Source organism: Paenibacillus sp. 1A_MP2, assembly GCF_052244825.1.
Lineage (GTDB): Bacteria > Bacillota > Bacilli > Paenibacillales > Paenibacillaceae > Paenibacillus > Paenibacillus vandeheii.
This window is the reverse complement of sequence record NZ_JBQQCS010000001.1, coordinates 708,940-729,140: the sequence shown is the minus strand read 5'-3', so window position 1 is coordinate 729,140 and position 20,201 is coordinate 708,940. Positions and strand designations below refer to the sequence as shown.

Genomic DNA, 20,201 nt, shown 5'->3' with positions numbered 1-20,201 from the left:
TTAGTTCAATTTATAGAGATCGAAATGAATCTATTCGTATGTTAGTTTTGAAAAGCAAAAAGGCCAGAGAATATTCTCCAGCCTTCTTCCGTTCTTCATCTATTTCAAATCTATTTCAAGATCTATTTCAAATCTACCTTGAGATCAGCTCCATATCGACTGTCTCACAGCTCTGCCCACTGGGCCAACATTTCATTGTATTCCCCAGAAAGTCGCTCGCGTTCGTTCCATATTTGCTCCAGCTCATCTGGCGTGTTCTCCGCAGATTCAAGCTGATGATCCAGCACCTGAATTTGCTCTTCCAGTCGAGCCAGTCTCTGCTCCAATTGTACAGCGGAAAGCTTCTTGGATGTGGACGTTGTATCAGGCGTTGCAGCGGACTTCGTCTCCTGTGGCGGTTTCGCACTCCCACGTGTTGGAGTCGCTACACCTGCCATCTGCTGATTTGTTGCCGCTGCATGGGCTTGCAGTTCAAGCTTCTTCTCGCGATAGGCTTCATAGTCTCCCAGATAGGCGATCATCTGCCCATTCTCCAGTTCCCATACACGGGAAGCGAGTCGATTGACGAAGTAGCGGTCATGTGAGATGGCCAGCACCGTTCCTTCAAAATCAACGAGCGACTCTTCGAGCGCTTCCCTTGAAGCGATATCCAGATGGTTGGTCGGTTCATCCAGCAAAAGCACATTCGGCTTGCGCTGAACCAGAAGAGCCAGCCTTAGCCGTGTCCACTCCCCTCCAGACAGCTGCCCTACCGAGCGGAACACATCTGCTCCGTAGAACAGATATCGGGCCAAAATACCACGTGCTTCTCCTTCTTCCACGCCCGCTTCCAACCGGAAGTATTCCAGCACGTTCAGCTTCGGATTGGAAGGCTCCTCCTGCTGGGCCAGATAGCCGACATCCACTCGTGCACCCCACTCCAGGCTGCCTGCACTCGGCTGCTCCTCGCCCAACAAGAGCTTAAACAACGTCGTTTTGCCTGAACCATTGCGTCCAATCAGGGCAATTTTGTCGCCATATTCGAGCAAACCCGAGACACCTCGCAGAATTGGGCGTTCTCCATAAGCCTTTTCGACCTGTTCCAATACGGCCACCCGTTTTCCCGTACGATCCGTAGGACGTACATCGAAGTCAGCGTTACGCCGCTCCAGTACTGGCCGCTTTACCTGCTCCATCCGCTCAATAGCCTTGCGCATGGAAGCCGCACGCCGGAAGAACTTTCGATTGCCCCCGACTCGGCCCCATTCCTCCAATTGGCGGATCGTTTCCTTCATTTTTTTGATCACCTTCTGCTGCTCCTTGAACTCCTCAAACTGCTGCAGCAGTCGTTGTTCCTTCACCTTCATATATTCCGTATAACCGCCAGCAGACGTTTGCGCTTCTCCATCCTCCAGCTCCAACGTCCTAGATGCCACACGGTCCAAAAAGTAGCGATCATGTGAGATCAGGATAATCGTACCTGTATACTCGCGCAAAAATCCTTCCAGCCATTCCACCCGCTCCAGATCAAGATGGTTGGTCGGCTCATCCAGCAATAACAGATCAGGCCTTACAATTAGCTGTGAAGCCAGCACAACCCGTGTCTGTTCACCACCAGACAACGAACCAAAACGCCATCCGTAATGCTCCTTCGCAATATCCAGACCGTCCGCGACCTGATCGATCCGGGCATCCATCTCATATCCGCCCTCACGCTCAAACTGTTCCTGCAACGCCGCATACCGCTTCAACAGGCGCTCCAATTGGTTCGGATCGGCTGCACAGTCCGGATCGGACATCTGCTGCTCCATTTCCTTCATTTGGCTCCGGCACGCCATAAGCTCCCTGAATCCAAGACTCAGCACATCCAGCACCGTGTAATCATCCATTCCTTCCGGCACCTGAGCCACGTACCCAATACGAGTATCCTTCTTAATCATTAATTGTCCTTCATCCGGTTGGCTCAGTCGTGCCATCAGGCGCATCAATGTTGTTTTGCCGCTTCCGTTGCGGCCGATCAGGGCGACCTTGTCGCCTTCCATAATTTCAAACGTAATGCCGTCCAGCACCAGATGTGCTCCGTGGTATTGAGTCAGTTGTTGTGCGCTAATAATCATCATAATAAGGTTCCTCCTATGGATTGGAAGATCCTGACCGCAACACAAAAAGAGCCGCAGGAGGTTAGCTCCGCGGCTCTTCAGAATTCAAGCAAAATTGCTTATCGTCCGAATGAGGTCAAGGCAGGCATCTTCTCGCAAATGTTAATTTCCGTATATTCAAATTTAGACAGACTTCTCCCGTTAGTTGGAAAAGTATGAACAATGCCAGCCATAGCAATCGGCAGCTGGCTAATACGGTTGTTAAGCATCGCGTGATTCACCTGTCTTCACCTCCCTTGTCATAATTAATGCCAATATATCACAGACGAATGCATTCCTGCAACCGTCCGATCGCTCCATCATTTTTAAAGTACAGCAGTTTAACTGTTCTGATTAATTCCTTCCCCGACGCCGGAACACCACATCCGTAATTGCCACCGTAATTAGTGTCAACATTCCCGATGTACCGAGCGATGCCCCAAGCAAGGCATATCCGATGCCGTTCCACCCGCCAATATCAATGCTAATCATGATCACAGTAGCTCCGCCGAGCAAGGCCACACATGGCAGTATATATTGAACCCAGGTCATTCGGCGTCCTTGCATCCGATAGATGAGCCATTCAATCAACAGCAGCACCGCCCACATACCGACCGTCCACAGGATGAGTACATCCATAAGGTTATCCTCCTTCTTGCTGAATGGTTAGAACCCGTTGTTACAGACCACGTATTACTTCAACCAGTTCGCGAAAAAGTTCCGGTATCCCTCTTTCATGATCGTGCGTGAGAAAGCACCGAACGCATACTCCCGGTTATCTTCCGACACACTGCGCGGCGCGGCAGCCGCCATGTTCACCAATTCAAACCAGTTATCCTCATTGCCTGCAAAGGCATGCGTGGAGCGAATGTGGCCGTAGCAGGCATGCTCCGGCTTCACAACCATTTTGCCCATCGCCATCGCTTCGGTCAGCGGCATCGCAAACGTATCAAAGGCCGAGCAACTCCAATATACCTTGGACGAGTTCATCAGGGTGAATACTTCATCCTGCGTCAGCGCGAATTGCAGTTTTACGTTGTCCGGGATGCTGTATTTCTTCATGCTTTCTTCGTATCGTCTGCCCCCAAACACCATGTACACTTCCTTGTCCGGGTTCTGCCGGGCATATTCCAGCACCAGATCGGGGCGACGATTCGCTTCATCCCGACCGATCCAGAGCACGCGATTATGCACGACCTGACTCGGGTCGTAATGTCGGTTCGCCAGCTCTTCACTAAAGCCAATCGGAATGACGTTCACGTCATGTACCCCGAAATTGCGGCCCAGCTCTGTTTTCAAAAACTCCGTCTGCACAATCGCTTTATCCACCATTGTATAGAATGGCTTCATCATCTCATATCCCGTCAGCGCCGGGTCGGGAAAGCTGTGCGGGAACAACACGCTTTTCGGTAAAAACATCTTCAAAAACGTAAACCCGGATACGGTATAGATGACATGCTCTATATTTTGGCTATATATCTGGTCCAGTACGATATCATAGTTCACCAGGTCGCCTTTCTCATGCTCATAACCCGGCAACCAGTCATACCCGCTCACATGGCGCTCCGGCGAGATGAACACAATCTCCACACCCAGCTCCAGCCCGATCTGCTTCAGCCGATCCGCAAATACGCGCGGGCCCTGCGCCTCGGTGAATTGAATTTTACGCATAACGAGTCCTACTTTACGCATGTTCTACACCCCTCATTTCTATTCCGTGAACAATCGGTTCATGCACTGTTCCAGCGTCATTGCCGTCTCGTGCCACTGGTTCCGCAGCTGTCCCTCGGGCCATACACAGTCTGCACTTCTCAGATCCCCATCAATTAGACGCAGCATCCAGAGCGAGAATACAATGGCATATGCACTGTACCAGCTTTTAAAAGTAACCCGATCAACCTGAACGCTATGGCGCTCCAGCCCGTCCAGATAAACATTAATGATTCGCTCCCGCAGCTCAGGCGTAACGGTTCTCGGGTACAGCGGATGCGATAGATCCACCAGATGATATATGTCCCAAAGCGGCGTGTTGAGATGGGCATGCTCCCAATCGATGATGACCAGTCTGCCGTTCACATCCGCCATGTTGCCGGGATGCAGGTCACCATGACACAGAACTCGTGGAAGCTCTTCGTCTGCCTTGCTGATTAGCGTGATGATGCTGTCCCAATCGATTGGAGACAGCGTCATTCCCAGTTTAAACAGCAAAGCCTCGGTAGCTCTCGCCTGCCCGAGCAGCTCGTCCAGCATGTTCCGAATGGGTGGTTTCTGACCTTCATGAGGCATTTCGTCCCAGCCGGAAACAGGTATCATGTGCCATTTGGCCATGTTTACAGCAGCAGCTGACAGCGTATTTTCCCGCGAATCATGCACCAGTTGCCCCAGATCCTCGTAGATCAGCCAGCTCTGAGCCGGTGTAGCGTCTCTGACTGATGCAGCGATGAGCCGGGGATAGATCGGCGGTAAATGCACCAGCACATGCTCTGCCACCCATTGTTCACGCCCATGCTGCCCTTGATGGGTCAACGGCTTAAAAATATAGCTCTCTCCGCCCGGGGCTGTGAATCGCTCGACATATCTGCCGTTCATGCCTTTGTACAGCCGTTCACGTTTGCATACATAACGGTCATTCAACATTCCCTGCGGGGTCACCCAGCAAGAAACATGTAATTCTGCATTCCTCTGGTCCCCCATACTCCGTGCCCTCCGTAATTCGTCCGTATGATAACGCCGGCATTTTGCATCATTAGCTTCCGCCATACCCGCAGGGACAAAGCTCCCGTTGAACAGGCGTATCCCTCTATATCTTGCAGTTTGTAAAACGTAATCGGTAATGATGTAAAGTGCTTATTTCTATTCATCATACGTTGACACCTACCAAGCTGCAAGCTTTTGAACAGAAGCACTCTGGATGCAGAATATCAAGCAATTCATAAATTACACTTGCAATTTAGTTAGTTATCACTTACTATACAATCATGAAGAACAAACCTCATGCAGACAGCAAAAAGAAAGACATCTTACAAGCGGCAATGCGCTTGTTCGCAACCAAAGGCGTTGACGGCATTTCCGTCAAAGAGATCGGTGACGCCGCTGGTGTAACCGATGCGGCGATTTACAAACATTTTAAGAATAAAGATGCTGTTGCTCTCGAAGCCTTCACCCAATATTGCGCGGACTATACCGCCTTGATTGACGGTTATGTTCACCAGGAAGGTCCGGTGCTGGAACGCTTCCGGCAACTGATTACAGAGGTTCTTCAATTGCATGATGAAGATCCTTACGGACTACTGTTGATCTCACAGAATCATGAGATTTTCATTGAAGCTGGAAGCAGCGAAGATTACCGTCAGCCGCTGGATGCGTTAATTGACCTGGTCGATCAAGGAATTATGCGGGGGAGCTGCCAGATCAGGATTCACGGCTCACGGCTGTTCTGGTTATTGGCGCCATTACACGCATGGGCGTCTCCAGTATGCAAGGTGAACTGCCTGAGCTGCTTGTTCCGTACACTGGGGAAACCGTTCATCGCCTGTCATCGATGTTGGGGCAGGTATCGGCTGAATTGGGATAGAACCGACGACTACAGGCATTGTGAAGCCGTTCCGATCTCGCAGTCTTTAAGAGATGGCTCTGATCAAGATGGGTTCCGTTGTAATATCATTCGTTTAAATTATAGGCAAACCAGCTTCAACTACCTTCAGGGAAATTCCTGAACGATTACCGGGTCATTCGTGACCTTTTCTTTTTGCACATGAGGTTAGTGTTCATTAACTAAAACAGACAGGACGTGTCGTCATCATGAAGAAAATATTAATCATCCAAGGCAATCCCGTTTCCCCAAGTTACAATGGCGCAATCGCCGAAGCTTATCGTAAAGGTGCTGTGCAGGCAGGTGCCGAGGTTCGCATGATCACCCTAAACGAACTGGAATTCAACATGAATCTAGAGGGAGGCTATCGTAATAAACTGCCGCTTGAACCGGACTTGCTAGAAGCCCAAGAGGCTATTAAATGGGCAGAGCATCTCGTATGGATATTCCCGATTTGGTGGGGAGGACCGCCAGCTTTGTTCAAAGGATTCATCGACCGCATCTTCATGCCAGGTTATGCCTTCAAATATCACAAAGGTAAACTTTTCCCGGATCAGCTGCTCAAAGGCCGTACGGCTCGCATGATCACCACCATGGATGGTCCGAACTGGTACTACAAATGGTTCCAAGGTGAGCCCGCACACAAAATGATGAAGATCTCTACCTTTGCTCTGACAGGCATCAAACCTGTGCGCATAACACCTGTAGATCTGGTGGGAAAACAGTCCGAGGAACAGAGAAAGAAATGGTTGGAGAAGATTGAGCAGCTTGGGCGGAAAATGGGGTAGAAAGGCCAGGTTACCAGACTCCTTTAGGTGGATACAGCGTCGTTTAATACGTAAGATTGGATCGAACAAAAAATAAGGTTGCACCCGCGTGCAACCTTATCATCTGTTCAACAGCAACTTATTCTAAGCTGAACCAAAACATTATTTAGCTATACACGAGGCGTCCAGACGGATGCTCGGGCAAGATGGACGAAACCAACTGCTGTACAGCCGGATGCTGGGACTGAAGAATCGATTCCTTTTCGTCTCCACAAAACACCAGTCGCCCCTGATCCATCACCGCCACCCTGTCACATATCGTCATCGCCGCTCGAATGTCATGTGTGATAAACAGGTAGGACAACCCATAGGAAGCGCGCAGCTCTGCCAGCAGCGATAAAATTTGAGTCTGATGCACCATATCCAGGCTGCTGACCGACTCGTCCAGGACAATCAGCTTGGGCTTGAGAGCAATCGCTCTCGCAATGTTAACACGTTGCAGCTGTCCACCACTGAACTGATGTGGGAGCTTGCTGCTGTCCTCAGGTGCAAGCCCCACCTGTTCAAGCAGCTGACTAATCTTCCGCTGCTGTTCCTTCGCTGACATTCGCTCATAATTATCCAACGGCTCGCCAATAATTTGCGCTGCCGTCATCAGCGGATTCACAGCAGAATAGCAATCCTGAAATACGACTTGCAGGTCACGTCTCAGACCCTTGAGCGCACGCTTGCTTGATTGATAAATATCCTGCCCCTGGAACAAAACCCGCCCTTGCCGGGGTCTTTCCAGCCCCAGTATAATTTTGCCCAGCGTACTTTTGCCCGCACCGCTTGTACCCAGCAGACCCAGGCAAACTCCCTGCTCGATCATGAGTGAAATATCCGCCACTACTGGAGCGGGCGTACCCGAGCGATCCAGCCAGTTACGTCTGCCATAGCTATGGCTTACTTCACAAACTTGAAGCACAGGTCATCATCCTCTCACATTCCTTGGCCTTACACCGCTTTGTCCCTTACCCATACTTCTCGCAGTCTGCACACACTCCATACCGTTGCAGCCCGTAGATAATACCTCATCAGCCCAAAGCCAGCCTTGGCCGGGCATGGAGCAGCATTCGTGTATACTCATGCCGGGGATGATCGAACAGCTGGTGAATATCTGCCTGCTCCACGATTCGTCCCTTCTGCATGACAGCCACTTCATCCGCCATCTGCGAGATAACGCCCAGATCATGCGAGATAAGTAAAATAGACGTCCCGTGTTCCGAACGAAGCCGGTCGAGCTCTTGCAGCACTCGACTCTGATTCACGACATCCAGCGCTGTAGTAGGCTCATCGGCAATAACCAGGGCCGGTCGCAAACACATGGAGATGGCAATCATGACCCGTTGCAGCATGCCTCCGCTGAGTTGGAACGGATAACGCTTCATTAGCTTGGCAGGCTCCGGTAAATTCATATCGGCCATTGCTGAAATCGCCTGTTCCCGGGCCTGTTTCTTGTTCATCCCTGTATGTGTACGCAAGGTTTCAATGAACTGCGAACCTACCGTATGTACCGGTGTAAAAGCATTCATCGGATTCTGCATAATGAATCCAATCTCCTTGCCCCGGATGCGGCGCATCTCCTCACGGGGCAACGAACCAAGCTCCCGCCCATGTAGACGTATGCTGCCGGATACTTCCATGCTGCGCGGGTCAAGCATCTGTAGCAATGCATTACAAGTGATGGTTTTGCCACTGCCACTCTCACCGACCAGACCAAACACACAGCCTTTTCTCAATTCAAAATCAATCGGAGCAAGCAGCGAGACCGGACCATCCCCGGTTTTAAGCTTTACTTGCAGACCACGAACCTCAAGCACCTTGTCTGTATCCACCATACTTACGTTCACCCCCGTAAGGCTGCCAGCCCATTTCAACTAACGTTTTGCAATGCCATATCGCTCGGACAATGCTTCACCCAGAATATTGAACGTCATAACCACCAGCAAAATCAACACGCCCGGATAAATCATCAGCTCTGGATGACTTCGGATGTAACCCGTTCCCTCATGAATCATCGCGCCCCATTCCGCATTGGGAGGCTGTATACCAAGCCCTAGAAAGGAAAGCGCGGATATGTCCATAATCGCCCAACCCATCTCCAGTGTGCCCATCACAACGATGGGGCGCTGTACGTTCGGGATGATATGTTTACGGATAATCTTCCAGGAGGATGACCCGCTAATGCGCGCAGCGGTGATGAAGTTCCGCTCCTTCAGACTCACGACCATATTCCGGCATATCCGGGCATAATACACCCACTGCACCATCATCAGAGCGAGCAGAACCTGCATCAATCCAGGGCCAAAAATACCAACGATACCCAGCACCAATACCAGATTCGGAAATGCCATAATCCCTTCACAGAGACGCATGAGCATACTGTCAACCCAGCCGCCAACATACCCGGAGACAGAGCCTACAATCACACCAATAATTAGAGAGGAGAGGAAAATAAGAGTAGCAAAACCAAGTGACACTCTCGCTCCATAGATTAGTCGGGATAGGGTATCCCGGCCCAGGTGGTCCGTTCCCAGCCAATGCTCCACAGATGGACTCTTGAGCTTTTGCAACAGATTCACCTTGACCGGATCATGCGGAGCAATCCACGGGGCCAGGAGCGTCACCACGAAGAACAGCAAAATAATAATCGAGCAGACCAGGATGGCTCTCTGCCCTTTGAACACTGTACGCCATTTGTTTATCAATGCTCTGCCCGTCCTTTCGCTGAAATTCGTGGGTCCATAGCCAACTGCACCAGATCAACGAGCAAATTACATACGATGAACAGGCATGCCGCAAGAAAGACGTAACATTGGATAACCGGAATATCCCGGTTAAATATCGCATCGACAAAGTAACGTCCGAACCCAGGCCAGGAAAATACCTGCTCCACAATAATGGTTCCTGTGAGCAGCTTGCCCATACTCATCCCCATTCCCGTAATAAGGGGGATATCGCGATTTTCAGGACATGCTTCAGCATAATCACCCGTTCCCGTATCCCGCGTGTTCTCGCGTACTGCACATATGTCTCCTGTAATTGCTCCAGTACGCTGGAACGTAATAACCGAGTATATAAGGCAATCAGAATTAAGGAGAGTGTTACTGTAGGCAGCACCAGATTCTCCCACGATCCGCGTCCTTCCACAGGCAGCCAGTCCAGCTTCACCGAGAAAAAAAAGATAAGCAGATACCCGAGCCAAAATTGCGGGATGGACGCCCCAAAATAGGAAATCCCCCGGCTGACCATATCAATCCAGCTATTTTTGTACACCGCCGCCAGTATTCCCAGGGGAATGCTCACCAGTGCGGAAAACAATATGCTCCACAAGGCCAATTCAGCCGTCGCGGGGAGCTTTGATTTCACCTCATCAATGACAGGTTTGTTTGTGAGATACGAAGTGCCAAAATCCATCCTGGAAATCTTCCCAAGCGTATCGATATATTGGGTAAACAGTGGTCGATCCAGACCAAATTCATGACGTTTCTGCTCCAGCAGCTCCGGTGTTGGATAGATGTGTGCCGCAGTCAGATAAGCCTCTGCCGGATCAACCGGTGAAATATGAATAAGCGCAAACGTAACAAGCGTAGCGACAAAAACGATAGGAATGATCGCGATCATCCGTTTACCAATATAGCTGATCACTAAAACGTTCCTCCCTTTTTTATCAAGCTACATCGCCTGCTGTATAAAATCATATTGATGTGTTTATTTATTGTTCTCCCACTTCAATGCCCGGAAACGGATTTTCATCACGATTGGCCGGGAAAACAAAGTTGGTAATACTCTTCTGATATACTGCCGTTTTCTTGATATAGGAGATCGGGACAATCGCCGATTGCTCCTGAAGTGTTGTCAGGATCGCACTATACAGCTCCTGGCGTTTCGTCTCGTCTGTCGAGGACAGAGCGGCGTGCACCTGCTCGTCCAGTTCCTTTTTCATGGGCAGCGCACTCAGCGTCTCAGAGATTCCAAATCCAGGACTGGCCACAACATTAATAAAGGAATGTGGATCATATGGAGCTCCGTAATTATACCAGAAGTACAGGTCGAAGTCGTTGGCCTTCAAACGCTTGATCTGCACAGTCAGCTCAAGCCCGGTAAGGTTCACTTTGACCCCCAGCTCGCTCCATTCCGCCTGAATGGTCTCCGCCATCGCTTTTTGAATCGGGTCTGTTTTATCAAAAATCATCTCGAATTCAAGCTGCTGACCATCCTTCTCACGCACTGAACTCCCCGCAGACTGCTTCCAGCCCGCTTCATCCAGCAATGCTTTGGCCTGCTCCACGTCATATTCGACCGGTTTCAGGTCCACATTGGTGTAAGGATAGTTTTTGGACAACACAGTATCCGCCGGTTCTTCCAGACCGGAAGTAATCCCTTCGACCATTGCTTTTTTGTTGAATCCTTGCTGAAGCGCCATCCGCACTCTCACATCAGACAGCTTTGGATTCGAAGAATTCAGCAGCAGATCGCGAGTTCCCACCGGCTCAGACAATTGAGTCACATATTCGTCATTGTCGCGAAGCTGTTGGAATGCATCCAAACTGATGACACCTTCACCGTAGATCAAGTCGAGATCCCCTTTTTCAAAGGCAAGCACACGGGTTTCTGCATCAGGAATAATTTTGACCGTGACCTGATCGATCTTCGGTGCAGTTCCCCAGTAATTCGGATTACGCTTAAAGACGGCATATTCATCCTGTTTGTATTCAGCCAGCATCCATGGGCCAGTACCCACCGGCTCCTTGATGCCTTTGGACGTATCGCCATCATCGGGGAATCCAGCTTCTCCCAGGAAGCGGAACGGACGGACAACAGACAAGTCCTGAAGCACAGGATAATACGGCTCTGTGAGTGTCATGCGGAAGGTATGGTCGTCCAGCACCTCCGTCTTATCCAGCACACTCACAATGCCCAGCCAGCTGTGTGTGTCTTTATTTTTCATGACAGCATCAAAGTTCTTCTTCACAATCTCCGCATTAAAAGGCGTGCCATCGGAGAATGTAACGTTCTGACGAAGCTTGAAGGTATACACTTTACCGTCCTCAGAGATCGTCCATGATTCAGCCAGTGCAGGCTCGAGCTTCCCGTCCTTCTGATAACTGATCAGCGGCTCATAGATCATGGATTGGGCAAAAAGTTGTGAAGGATTATATGTGTGCGGATTCATCGTACCGATATCACGCGGCCAAGACATCGTAATGGACTTGCTAGAGGATGCTTCATCCGAGGCAGACGATGAGGAGGCCTTCTTGTTATCTGTATTGCTGCAGCCCACCATAACCAGCAGCAGCAATAACGCGGTTGCCAGCAGGAAGGCAGACGATTTTCGATGTGATGCAAACATGGATGTGGAACCCCTTTTCTCTATATTATATTTGATAATGATTCTCATACTCATCTATTAAGAATAGGCAGGAGCTTACTTTTTGTCAATATAATTCGACAGTTCGACAGTCAACTTTAGCACCTGCTGGTGAAAACTAAAAAAGATACCCTTCCTATTATAAGAAAGAAGAGTACCTTTTCATTGGAATTTTAATTATCGATCATTGAAACACCTTGCCATTCAATTTAAACTTCCACCGCAATGCCTTCATAGAAACGGCGAATGATTTTCTCCGCTGGTTTACCATAAACGCCGTATCCATCGTCGCTCAGGGCATCCTGCTTCTGATGCAGATGGGCACTCCAGTCCCACAGTCCAAAGCCGCGTACCCACTCCCGCTGACTGGCATGACGGAACATGGCTTCATAGAACTGCTCCTGTTCCTGCGCGTTGACCTCACCTGTTAACCCCCAGTCGTTTGGTACCTGCGCCGATCCACTGCGGCTAGGGCAACCTGCTTCCGCGAAGAAGAAAGGTTTGCCGTAGGGTGCAATGACCTGTTCAATCCGATCCAGCTGCGCTTCCCAGTCTCCGATGGGATAGTATCCACTCGACGAGATGACGTCCACGGCATCCCACCATTTCACATGCCCTTCTTGGTACTTGTCCGTATTGTACGACACGAGCCCGGAATACACTTCACGCACTCCCGCGATGACCTCGCGCCATTCCTCACTCCGACGCTCAGACTGCACCATCTCACAACCTACAATAAACATCTCGCAATTCTCGCGCTCTGCAATGGCTGCATAGTGCTTCTGATACGTGGTATAACTGCGGAACCAGTCTTTCCATTTCCGCTCACACGGCACATCGATATCAAAGAAATTAATGTGTGCCCGCCATGTGCCATCGGTGCAATTGACAGTTGGTTTCAGAATGACCCGCAGTCCGAGCGTGCGGGCGTAGCGTATCATGTCCACCAATTCATCGTCTTCCACCATATGTTCACCCTCATATTTGACCTCTACCGCCTGCGGATGATCCTGCTGCGCCGCCAGTGCAAAAATAACATGCGAACTGCCTGTGCGTTCAGCCATCAGACGCAAAGATTCTTTCGCTTCCGGCTTGCGGAAATCCCCCCTGCCACTCATCCAGCCAAATGTAAATCCCTTGATGTATTCCATATGCATTGTTCCGCAATGCTCCTTTTTCACTTAATGTAAAATGAATGACCGAATGTTACACGTCCAACTACGATTGCAGTACCATCTTCCGATCGCCGTTATCCCCAGATTTTTTTGATTCCCTGATGAAAGGGAAAATCCGAGGATAAATGCGAACACTTCGTTTCTTCAGATCGGTTCTGCACTCTCCGTTTTTGTGTAAATTTCAGCTTTATTTAAAATTGTTTCACTTCAATTTATAGCTTTCCTTCCTCACGGTCTCCGGCGATAACTTCGTCGGTCCCAATCACGTAGTTCACGATCTCTTCGACAGTTGTATACGCCACACCAACGTAGGTGTCGGCTGCTCCATAATAGATGACGATCCGTCCTGTCTCCGCATCATGCAATGTGGCGCAAGGGAAGATAACATTGTCCACAAAGCCTTGCTCCTCATACCATTTTTCCGGTGTCAGCACGAAGTTGGAGGAACGATATTTTACTTTGGATGGCTCATCCAGATCCAGAATGACCGCACCCATGCTATATACAAAACCATTGCACGTACCGGTTACGCCGTGGTAGAACATCAGCCAGCCTTCGGACGTTTCAATCGGAGCAGGACCGCCGCCAATTTTGACCGATTGCCACCAGCCTTGACCACCTTTGCTCATGACATGACGGTGTTTGCCCCAGTACACGAGATCCGGACTTTCGCTGAGGAAAATGTCTCCGAACGGTGTATGTCCGCTGTCGCTTGGTCTGGATAACATCACATAATTGTCATTGATTTTACGCGGAAACAACACGCCATTGCGGTTAAACGGCAGCATTGGGTTTTCGAGACGCACAAACGTTTTGAAATCATCGGTTTTCGCCAAGCCCAACGCTGCGCCGTAGAAATCGGTACACCAGATGATGTAATACGTATCTTCCACTTTTACCAGACGTGGGTCATATGCATAGTTCGGCATGAAGGCATCGCCGGTTTCATCCACAAAGGCAATGCGTTCCTCTTCGATACTCCACTCCAGCCCATCCTCACTCGATCCCATATGCAGGTGCGGACGTCCGTTAATCGTTTCGGCGCGGAATACCCCGATGAATTTCCCTTCATAAGGAATCACTGCACTGTTGAAAATACGGGCAACTCCCTTGACCGGATTACGCGGCACGACTGGGTTGGCTGAGTGTCTCCAGACTGGTCCGTCTGTTCCCTCCGGTTTATCCTCCCAAGGTATATTCGGCAATGCATCCCCAACAATGTGTACGTGTTTCGTATCGACAACTGTCATCGTTTCATTTCTCCCTTCGTTTATTATTTAACCGAGCCTTGTGCAAAGCCGTTATAGATGTACTTTTGTAGCAGCAGGAAGATGATCATCGTTGGAATGATGGCAATCATAATCCCCGCGCTGATAACCTCCCACTGTGATCCGAACGGTCCCTTGAATTTGAAAAGAGCCGTGGATATGACCTGCAAGTCTGTCTTGGGCATGTACAGGAACGGCGTGTAGAAGTCGTTGTAAATGTTGACACCCTTCACGATAATGACCGTTACAATCGCCGGTTTCAGCAGTGGCAGAATGATTCTCCAATAAATCGTGAAGTAGGAGGCACCGTCCAGCATGGCGGATTCATCCAGTGCGTTGGAGATGGAGCCCAAGAATTGCAGGAAAATATACACCGCAATGATATCTGTACCCAGGTACATTACAATGGCTGCCCAGCGGGTGTTGAACAGGTCGAGTGCGTTGATGATCTGGAAAGTGGCGACCTGCGTTGTGACACTTGGAATGAGGGTAGCAAGCAGGAAAGCTGCGACCATAATTTTTTTGCCTTTGAATTTGAAACGATCCAGCACATACGCGATCATGGAACCTGTTAAAGTGGCACCCACGATGGAGATGATCAGGATGATAATTGTATTTTTGAACCCGACCAGCATGTTGCCGTCCACAAAAGCCTTTGTATAGTTCGCGAAGTTCAGCCAATTGGCTGGTGGGGCAAGCGGACTACTGGTCGCATATTCGGCATTGGTTTTGAGCGATGCAAACAGCACCACAACGATGGGTACCAACGCAATGAACGCGGCGAGAATGAGTGAAGCATATTTAAATATGCTCGCAAGGGTGTATTTGAATTGGTGCACGTTCATTCCTCCCCTTTCATGGTGACACGCTGAACCAGCGTAACAAGAATGACAATAAACAGCAGCACAACAGCCATCGCTGACGCCAAGCCCAGCTTGCCGTACTTGAATGCCAAGTGAACGGTCTGAATGACAAATGTCTCACTGCCGTTGGAACCATCGGTCATAATATATGGAATATCGAACGCACTGATTGCGCCGCTAATCGCCAAAATCAGGTTGAGCTGCAGGATGCGCGTAATACTCGGCAGAATGATATGCCGGAACTGCTGCCAGCGATTGGCCCCATCAATATCCGACGCTTCATACACATCCTTCTGAATGGAAGATATTGCACCCAGGAAGATGATGAAGTTAAAGCCCATGTACCTCCATACCGATGCGCCCGCGAGCGACACATTAATAATGTTCGGATTCCCCAGCCAAAGCTGAGTGTATTGTCCAAGCCCTACAGCCTGCATGAGTGTATCGAGGGTACCATCCGGTTTGAAGAAAAAGAGGAAGATAAATCCGATGGCTACGCCATTCAGTAGATAAGGAAAGAACAATATGCCTTTGAAAAAGTTTTTTCCTCGGATTTTGAAGCTCAGAATCGTTGCAAAGTAGAGGGCCAGACCCATTTGTACGAAGGTAGCCACAAAATAATACAGACTGACAATAAACACTTTAAAATACTCAGGGTCCCTGAATATCCGCGTGTAGTTCTCAAACCCAACATAATCAAACCTTTTGCTGTATCCGTTCCAATCCGTGAAGCTGTATTTGAACATGTTAATGACCGGTAAATAAGCAAACGTGAACAGCAGTGCCAGCGGAATGATTGAGAAGGCACAGATAATAAATATACGTTGCGCTGAATAGCCCCAATTCGAAATCTTCAAGTATTTCATGCTCTCCACACCTCCAAGCGGTTCTACCGCTTTTATATCAAAAGAAGACTCCCATCCAGTACGCGGTACTTCGCTGCATGTCAACGGTGGTCGGCCATATTCATCGCGCTTTTATTGGCCGACCCATCCGCCGCAACTGGCTTATTTTGCGAGTTCTGCCCGCGCTTTCATCCATTTGTCATTCAGGTCCTTCATGATGTCGTCATACGATTCGCTGCGGTTACCGATGCCTGCTTCGATAATGCGTTTCTTAAAGTCAGGCTGCCAGAGACCGATTTCGCCTTCGTTGTCAATTTTATCAACCAGACCTTCCTGTCCTTCTTTGGCTGGAGTCAGTGTGGAGAATTTAACATCTTTGTACTGGTCCAGAATCGGTGGCAATTCAGCATTTTTGTCTGCGCTCATGCCTCCACCTTGCTCAACCGCGTAGTTCGATTTGGCCAGGAACCAGTCAATCCAGGCTTTTGCAGCAGGTTTGTTCTCGCTGTTTACGTTCATGCCAATGTTATAGTCTGCAGCAAGCGGAACGACCACATCACTTGCATTCGTAGGGAATGGCAAGAATCCGATGTTATCCGGTGTATCCGTCAAACCTTGAATTTGTGTAATTGCCCATGATCCTAGTGCCATCGTTGCAATTTTGCCATTCGCCAGATCCGCCTTGGAGCTTTCCCAGTCGGTTGTCGTTGGATCTTTCTCGATCAGGCCATTTTTGGCTGCATCATAAAGCACTTTGTACAATTCGTAGTGCGGCTTGCCAGCCACAAAGTTCTCATCCGTGTTCGGTTGATCAATGTTAACGTAGTCGACACTGCCTGCAACCGTCGGCAGATCCGCTTCCCATTGTGTCAAAGCCCAGCCGGATGCATAGTTGGTGTACAGTGGCACCGCATCTGTATTATCTTTGACCAACTGAAGCGCAGCCTGGAATTGCTCGGGTGTTTTCGGAACTTCCGCAATGCCAGCATCTTTGAATACCTGTTTGTTATAAATGATACCGGAGAACGTAATTACCGTTGGAATGCCATACACCTGGCCGTCCACCATACGTTCTTCAATGCCTGTGTACTTATCTTTCAGCTCATCGTACGTGCCCAGCGGTTCAAAAAAATCCGGAATGTCCGCAATTGGTACGCTGGTGGGGATCATCAGCACATCGCCGTAATCCTTGGTGCTCATACGGATCTTCACTTGTCCCTCATAATCGGCCAGTGCCTGGAAGTTTACTTTGACATCCGGGTATTCCTTATTGAACTCCGCAGCATAGTCTTTGAACACGGTATCCACAATATCTGTACGCTGCGTCAGGACGGTAATTTCACCCTTGATGTCCGCCGGATCTGTGCTAATTTCCTCTCCTGCCTGTGAAGAGCCACCGCCGGAAGAGCAAGCTGCGAGCAGAGAAGTAATGAGTAGCATGGTAAACAGCAGTATCCAACCTTTGTTTTTTCTCAATTGATTCTACCCCTTTTCTAAGTTAATTTAAGTTATCGTTAAGGTTACAAAATGAATTTTATTATGGTAACGCTTACCTGTCAATTAAATTATTTATTACTTAACAAAAAGTTTTTCTTTGATGACTCGTTGACAACGTTATTATCCGACACTAATATTATTTAATAAAGTTAACGATAACTTAAATTAATTCGAATCCTGTACTTTGAAGGAGCCCTAACTTATGACTTACACCCTTGACATCAAAACGGAAATAAAGGAACAGTGGGAAGGACATATATTGCCATTCTGGTCTGCCCTCAAAGATCATAACAACGGCGGCTTCTATGGCCGGGTCGGCAATGACCTTCAGGTGGATCCTCTCGCTCCCAAAGGCGGCATCGCCACGGCACGGCAGCTCTGGTCCTTTGCAGCCGCCTACCGGGTAACCGGGAATGAAGTCTGGCGGGTTCACGCCGAACACGCCTACCGTTTTCTTGCGGATCATGTGCTGGATGCCGAGCATGGAGGCTTGTACTGGATGGTGGATGCCAAAGGGGAACCACTGGACACAAGTAAACATGTGTATACGCAATCCTTTGGGGTGTATTCACTAAGCGAGTATTATCGCGCAACCGGGGATGAATCTGCTTTGGAACTTGCGAAAACGCTTTTTGCGCTGATTGAGGATCAAGGCCTGAATGCCGAATTACCTGCATACAAGGAACAATTCGACCGCTTCTGGAATGAACAGCCCAATGAAATGCTGAGCGAAAATGGTGTGATTGCGGATTACACGATGAATACGCATATTCATGTGCTGGAGGCCTACACCACGCTCTACCGCGTATGGCCGGATCCGCAGGTGAAAGCGGCGCTGGAGCGCCTGCTTGGGATTTTGTATCAACGAGTGTATGACAAAGACACGAAGTTTCTCGGGTGTTTTTCGACAAACAGTGGGATTCCATTATCGATCTGCGCTCGTTCGGGCATGACATTGAAGCCAGTTGGCTGATCGACGAAACATTGAAAGTACTAGGTCTGGATCAACACCCGGAGTATTCCGCAATGGTTACGGATATTGCCTATAACATTTCCCATGTGGCCGTGAATACAGATGGTTCGCTGTTGAATGAACAAGAGGGTGACCTTGTAGATGAGACGCGCATTTGGTGGGTTCATGCTGAGGCAATGGTCGGTTTCTATAATGCCTACCAGCGCACAGGTGATCCGTTGTTTCTGGAGAGAGTGGAACGTTTGTGGACGTATACGAAGGAACATATTATCGATCACCGTGCTGGCGGGGAATGGTACTGGTCGGTAGACGGGAACGGCATACCGGATCAAAGTGAAATCGCCGGACCGTGGAAATGCCCGTATCACAATAGCCGATTCTGCATTGAACTAATTGAGAGGATGGGATAACGATGATACACCCCAAATACAATGAATTGTTGGAGCAACAGGAGCAGCTGCTTACGCGTCAAAATGAAATTGATCCTTCCTTCTACAACGGCGTATATGATCGGTACCGATATCCGGTAATCACACGCCATCATGTACCGCTGCACTGGAGATTTGATCTGGACGAAACGACAAATCCACACTTTATGGAGCGTCTGGGCATTAACGCTACGCTTAATCCGGGGGCCATCTATTTCAACGGTAAATATGTGATGGTCATCCGAACCGAGGGCTTGGACCGCAAATCCATCTTTGCCCTGGCTGAGAGTGATAACGGCATTGACGGATTCCGCTTCACAGGCAAACCATTAGTATGGGAAGATATCGATGCCGACGAGACCAACCAGTATGATATGCGATTGGTACAGCACGAGGATGGCTGGATCTACGGCATCTACTGTTCTGAACGCAAGGACCCGGAAGCTCCGGCTTTTGATACATCCAGTGCCGTAGCCCAGGCCGGACTTGTCCGGACGCGTGATCTGGTCAGCTGGGAGCGTCTGCCCAACATCACGACCAACTCCCCTCAACAGCGGAATGTTGTATTGCACCCGGAATTCATGGATGGCAAATATGCGTTCTACACACGTCCACAAGATGGATTCATCTCCACTGGCAGTGGTGGCGGGATCGCTTTTGGTCTGTGCGATGATATTCTGAATCCAGTTATTGATGAAGAAACCATTATCGACGAACGCAAATATCATACCGTATACGAGGTGAAAAATGGCCAGGGTCCTGCTCCGCTCAAAACGGATCGCGGCTGGATTCACATTGCCCACGGAGTACGCAACACTGCAGCTGGCCTGCGTTATGTGCTGTACACGTTCGCCACGGATCTGAATGATCCGGCACGCATCATCGCCAAGCCGGGCGGTCACTTCATTGCTCCTTATGACGACGAGCGCGTAGGTGATGTGTCCAATGTTATTTTTTGCAATGGTGCAGTAGTCAACGAACAGGGTGAGGTCTTCATCTATTACGCGTCCAGTGATACCCGCTGTCATGTAGCCACTACAACGCTTGATAAACTGGTCGATTATACCTTTAATACCCCGGCTGATCCGTATCGTTCCCTGGATTGCGCCAGCCAGCGCGGGGATCTGATTGAGCGGAATGAGAAGCATCTCCAAAAGCAGATGGCTTAAATCTGACGAACAACCTTCAACGGAAAATGCAGCATGCTGAAAAATTAACGGAGCGCTAACCAGAATTTCTTTATTCCATGTGGGTAACGATGTA

At 49.4% G+C, this 20,201-nt stretch carries 16 protein-coding genes and 3 pseudogenes; 4 read left to right on the top strand and 15 right to left on the bottom strand.

Translation table 11 applies throughout. The annotated features are described in order from the left end of the window. Positions 1 to 164: 164 nt before the first annotated feature. The 5 genes from abc-f to ACTWJ7_RS03750 form a co-directional block, all read right to left on the bottom strand. Entirely contained in the window at positions 165 to 2,099 is a 1,935-nt protein-coding gene (gene abc-f / locus ACTWJ7_RS03770; protein ID WP_443145136.1) for a ribosomal protection-like ABC-F family protein, read from the bottom strand. A gap of 98 nt (positions 2,100 to 2,197) precedes the next feature. Beyond that, the gene (locus ACTWJ7_RS03765; RefSeq protein WP_179132735.1) at positions 2,198 to 2,359 is read right to left on the bottom strand and encodes a hypothetical protein; all 162 of its coding nucleotides are present in this window, start codon (positions 2,357 to 2,359) and stop codon (positions 2,198 to 2,200) included. Between the two features lie 112 nt (positions 2,360 to 2,471). Continuing rightward, positions 2,472 to 2,756 (bottom strand): YesK family protein, encoded by a 285-nt coding sequence (locus ACTWJ7_RS03760; RefSeq protein ID WP_301880404.1) that lies wholly within the window; start codon positions 2,754 to 2,756, stop codon positions 2,472 to 2,474. Between the two features lie 54 nt (positions 2,757 to 2,810). Beyond that, complete coding sequence (locus ACTWJ7_RS03755; protein WP_079347990.1) at positions 2,811 to 3,809, bottom strand: glycosyltransferase; 999 nt, start codon at positions 3,807 to 3,809, stop codon at positions 2,811 to 2,813. Positions 3,810 to 3,827: 18 nt separating this feature from the next. Continuing rightward, a complete protein-coding gene (locus ACTWJ7_RS03750) occupies positions 3,828 to 4,811 on the bottom strand; it encodes a phosphotransferase family protein (protein WP_301880407.1) in 984 nt (327 codons plus the stop codon). Between the two features lie 284 nt (positions 4,812 to 5,095). Here ACTWJ7_RS03750 and ACTWJ7_RS03745 point away from each other — a divergent pair. Both ACTWJ7_RS03745 and ACTWJ7_RS03740 read left to right on the top strand, forming a co-directional pair. After that, a pseudogene (locus ACTWJ7_RS03745) lies at positions 5,096 to 5,691 on the top strand (TetR/AcrR family transcriptional regulator). A 224-nt stretch (positions 5,692 to 5,915) separates the two neighbouring features. Continuing rightward, positions 5,916 to 6,497, top strand: a complete 582-nt coding sequence (locus ACTWJ7_RS03740; protein WP_301880641.1) for an NAD(P)H-dependent oxidoreductase — start codon at positions 5,916 to 5,918, stop codon at positions 6,495 to 6,497. Between the two features lie 145 nt (positions 6,498 to 6,642). Here ACTWJ7_RS03740 and nikE read toward each other — a convergent pair whose 3' ends face one another. From nikE to ACTWJ7_RS03690, 10 genes and pseudogenes are all read right to left on the bottom strand, one after another. Then, positions 6,643 to 7,443 carry a nickel import ATP-binding protein NikE gene (nikE, locus tag ACTWJ7_RS03735; RefSeq protein WP_079347996.1) on the bottom strand — a complete coding sequence of 267 codons (801 nt, stop codon included), beginning with the start codon at positions 7,441 to 7,443 and terminating at the stop codon, positions 6,643 to 6,645. Positions 7,444 to 7,552: 109 nt separating this feature from the next. After that, positions 7,553 to 8,356 carry a nickel import ATP-binding protein NikD gene (nikD, locus tag ACTWJ7_RS03730; protein ID WP_285076477.1) on the bottom strand — a complete coding sequence of 268 codons (804 nt, stop codon included), beginning with the start codon at positions 8,354 to 8,356 and terminating at the stop codon, positions 7,553 to 7,555. Positions 8,357 to 8,395: 39 nt separating this feature from the next. Beyond that, complete coding sequence (gene nikC, locus ACTWJ7_RS03725) at positions 8,396 to 9,226, bottom strand: nickel ABC transporter permease subunit NikC (protein WP_079348000.1); 831 nt, start codon at positions 9,224 to 9,226, stop codon at positions 8,396 to 8,398. Further along, positions 9,223 to 10,166 (bottom strand): annotated as a pseudogene (gene nikB / locus ACTWJ7_RS03720) (nickel ABC transporter permease subunit NikB). Before nikB ends, nikC begins: the two are co-directional and overlap by 4 nt. 67 nt (positions 10,167 to 10,233) lie before the next feature. Next, positions 10,234 to 11,871, bottom strand: a complete 1,638-nt coding sequence (nikA, locus tag ACTWJ7_RS03715; RefSeq protein ID WP_301880413.1) for a nickel ABC transporter substrate-binding protein — start codon at positions 11,869 to 11,871, stop codon at positions 10,234 to 10,236. Positions 11,872 to 12,098: 227 nt separating this feature from the next. After that, complete coding sequence (locus tag ACTWJ7_RS03710; protein ID WP_301880642.1) at positions 12,099 to 13,040, bottom strand: glycoside hydrolase family 113; 942 nt, start codon at positions 13,038 to 13,040, stop codon at positions 12,099 to 12,101. Positions 13,041 to 13,276: 236 nt separating this feature from the next. After that, the gene (locus ACTWJ7_RS03705) at positions 13,277 to 14,314 is read right to left on the bottom strand and encodes a glycoside hydrolase family 130 protein (protein WP_301880414.1); all 1,038 of its coding nucleotides are present in this window, start codon (positions 14,312 to 14,314) and stop codon (positions 13,277 to 13,279) included. Positions 14,315 to 14,337: 23 nt separating this feature from the next. Continuing rightward, positions 14,338 to 15,177, bottom strand: coding sequence for a carbohydrate ABC transporter permease (locus tag ACTWJ7_RS03700; RefSeq protein ID WP_379437339.1), 840 nt, complete (start codon positions 15,175 to 15,177; stop codon positions 14,338 to 14,340). Next, the gene (locus tag ACTWJ7_RS03695) at positions 15,174 to 16,061 is read right to left on the bottom strand and encodes a carbohydrate ABC transporter permease (protein ID WP_094938746.1); all 888 of its coding nucleotides are present in this window, start codon (positions 16,059 to 16,061) and stop codon (positions 15,174 to 15,176) included. Before ACTWJ7_RS03695 ends, ACTWJ7_RS03700 begins: the two co-directional genes overlap by 4 nt. 141 nt (positions 16,062 to 16,202) lie before the next feature. Then, on the bottom strand, positions 16,203 to 17,480 hold the full coding sequence (locus ACTWJ7_RS03690; protein ID WP_443146336.1) for an ABC transporter substrate-binding protein: 1,278 nt from the start codon (positions 17,478 to 17,480) through the stop codon (positions 16,203 to 16,205). Positions 17,481 to 17,739: 259 nt separating this feature from the next. Here ACTWJ7_RS03690 and ACTWJ7_RS03685 point away from each other — a divergent pair. Together ACTWJ7_RS03685 and ACTWJ7_RS03680 are read left to right on the top strand one after the other, a co-directional pair. Then, a pseudogene (locus ACTWJ7_RS03685) lies at positions 17,740 to 18,920 on the top strand (AGE family epimerase/isomerase). Positions 18,921 to 18,922: 2 nt separating this feature from the next. After that, a complete protein-coding gene (locus tag ACTWJ7_RS03680) occupies positions 18,923 to 20,107 on the top strand; it encodes a glycoside hydrolase family 130 protein (protein ID WP_301880419.1) in 1,185 nt (394 codons plus the stop codon). Positions 20,108 to 20,201 lie beyond the last annotated feature (94 nt).

Excerpts from the sequence above, each read along its gene's own strand:
- nikA (WP_301880413.1), bottom strand. The coding sequence starts at position 11,871 with ATGTTTGCATCACATCGAAAATCGTCTGCCTTCCTGCTGGCAACCGCG.
- ACTWJ7_RS03700 (WP_379437339.1), bottom strand. The coding sequence starts at position 15,177 with ATGAACGTGCACCAATTCAAATACACCCTTGCGAGCATATTTAAATAT.
- ACTWJ7_RS03695 (WP_094938746.1), bottom strand. The coding sequence starts at position 16,061 with ATGAAATACTTGAAGATTTCGAATTGGGGCTATTCAGCGCAACGTATA.
- ACTWJ7_RS03755 (WP_079347990.1), bottom strand. The coding sequence starts at position 3,809 with ATGCGTAAAGTAGGACTCGTTATGCGTAAAATTCAATTCACCGAGGCG.
- abc-f (WP_443145136.1), bottom strand. The coding sequence starts at position 2,099 with ATGATGATTATTAGCGCACAACAACTGACTCAATACCACGGAGCACAT.
- ACTWJ7_RS03705 (WP_301880414.1), bottom strand. The coding sequence starts at position 14,314 with ATGACAGTTGTCGATACGAAACACGTACACATTGTTGGGGATGCATTG.
- ACTWJ7_RS03760 (WP_301880404.1), bottom strand. The coding sequence starts at position 2,756 with ATGGATGTACTCATCCTGTGGACGGTCGGTATGTGGGCGGTGCTGCTG.
- ACTWJ7_RS03710 (WP_301880642.1), bottom strand. The coding sequence starts at position 13,040 with ATGGAATACATCAAGGGATTTACATTTGGCTGGATGAGTGGCAGGGGG.
- ACTWJ7_RS03690 (WP_443146336.1), bottom strand. The coding sequence starts at position 17,480 with ATGCTACTCATTACTTCTCTGCTCGCAGCTTGCTCTTCCGGCGGTGGC.
- nikD (WP_285076477.1), bottom strand. The coding sequence starts at position 8,356 with ATGGTGGATACAGACAAGGTGCTTGAGGTTCGTGGTCTGCAAGTAAAG.
- ACTWJ7_RS03680 (WP_301880419.1), top strand. The coding sequence starts at position 18,923 with ATGATACACCCCAAATACAATGAATTGTTGGAGCAACAGGAGCAGCTG.
- ACTWJ7_RS03750 (WP_301880407.1), bottom strand. The coding sequence starts at position 4,811 with ATGGGGGACCAGAGGAATGCAGAATTACATGTTTCTTGCTGGGTGACC.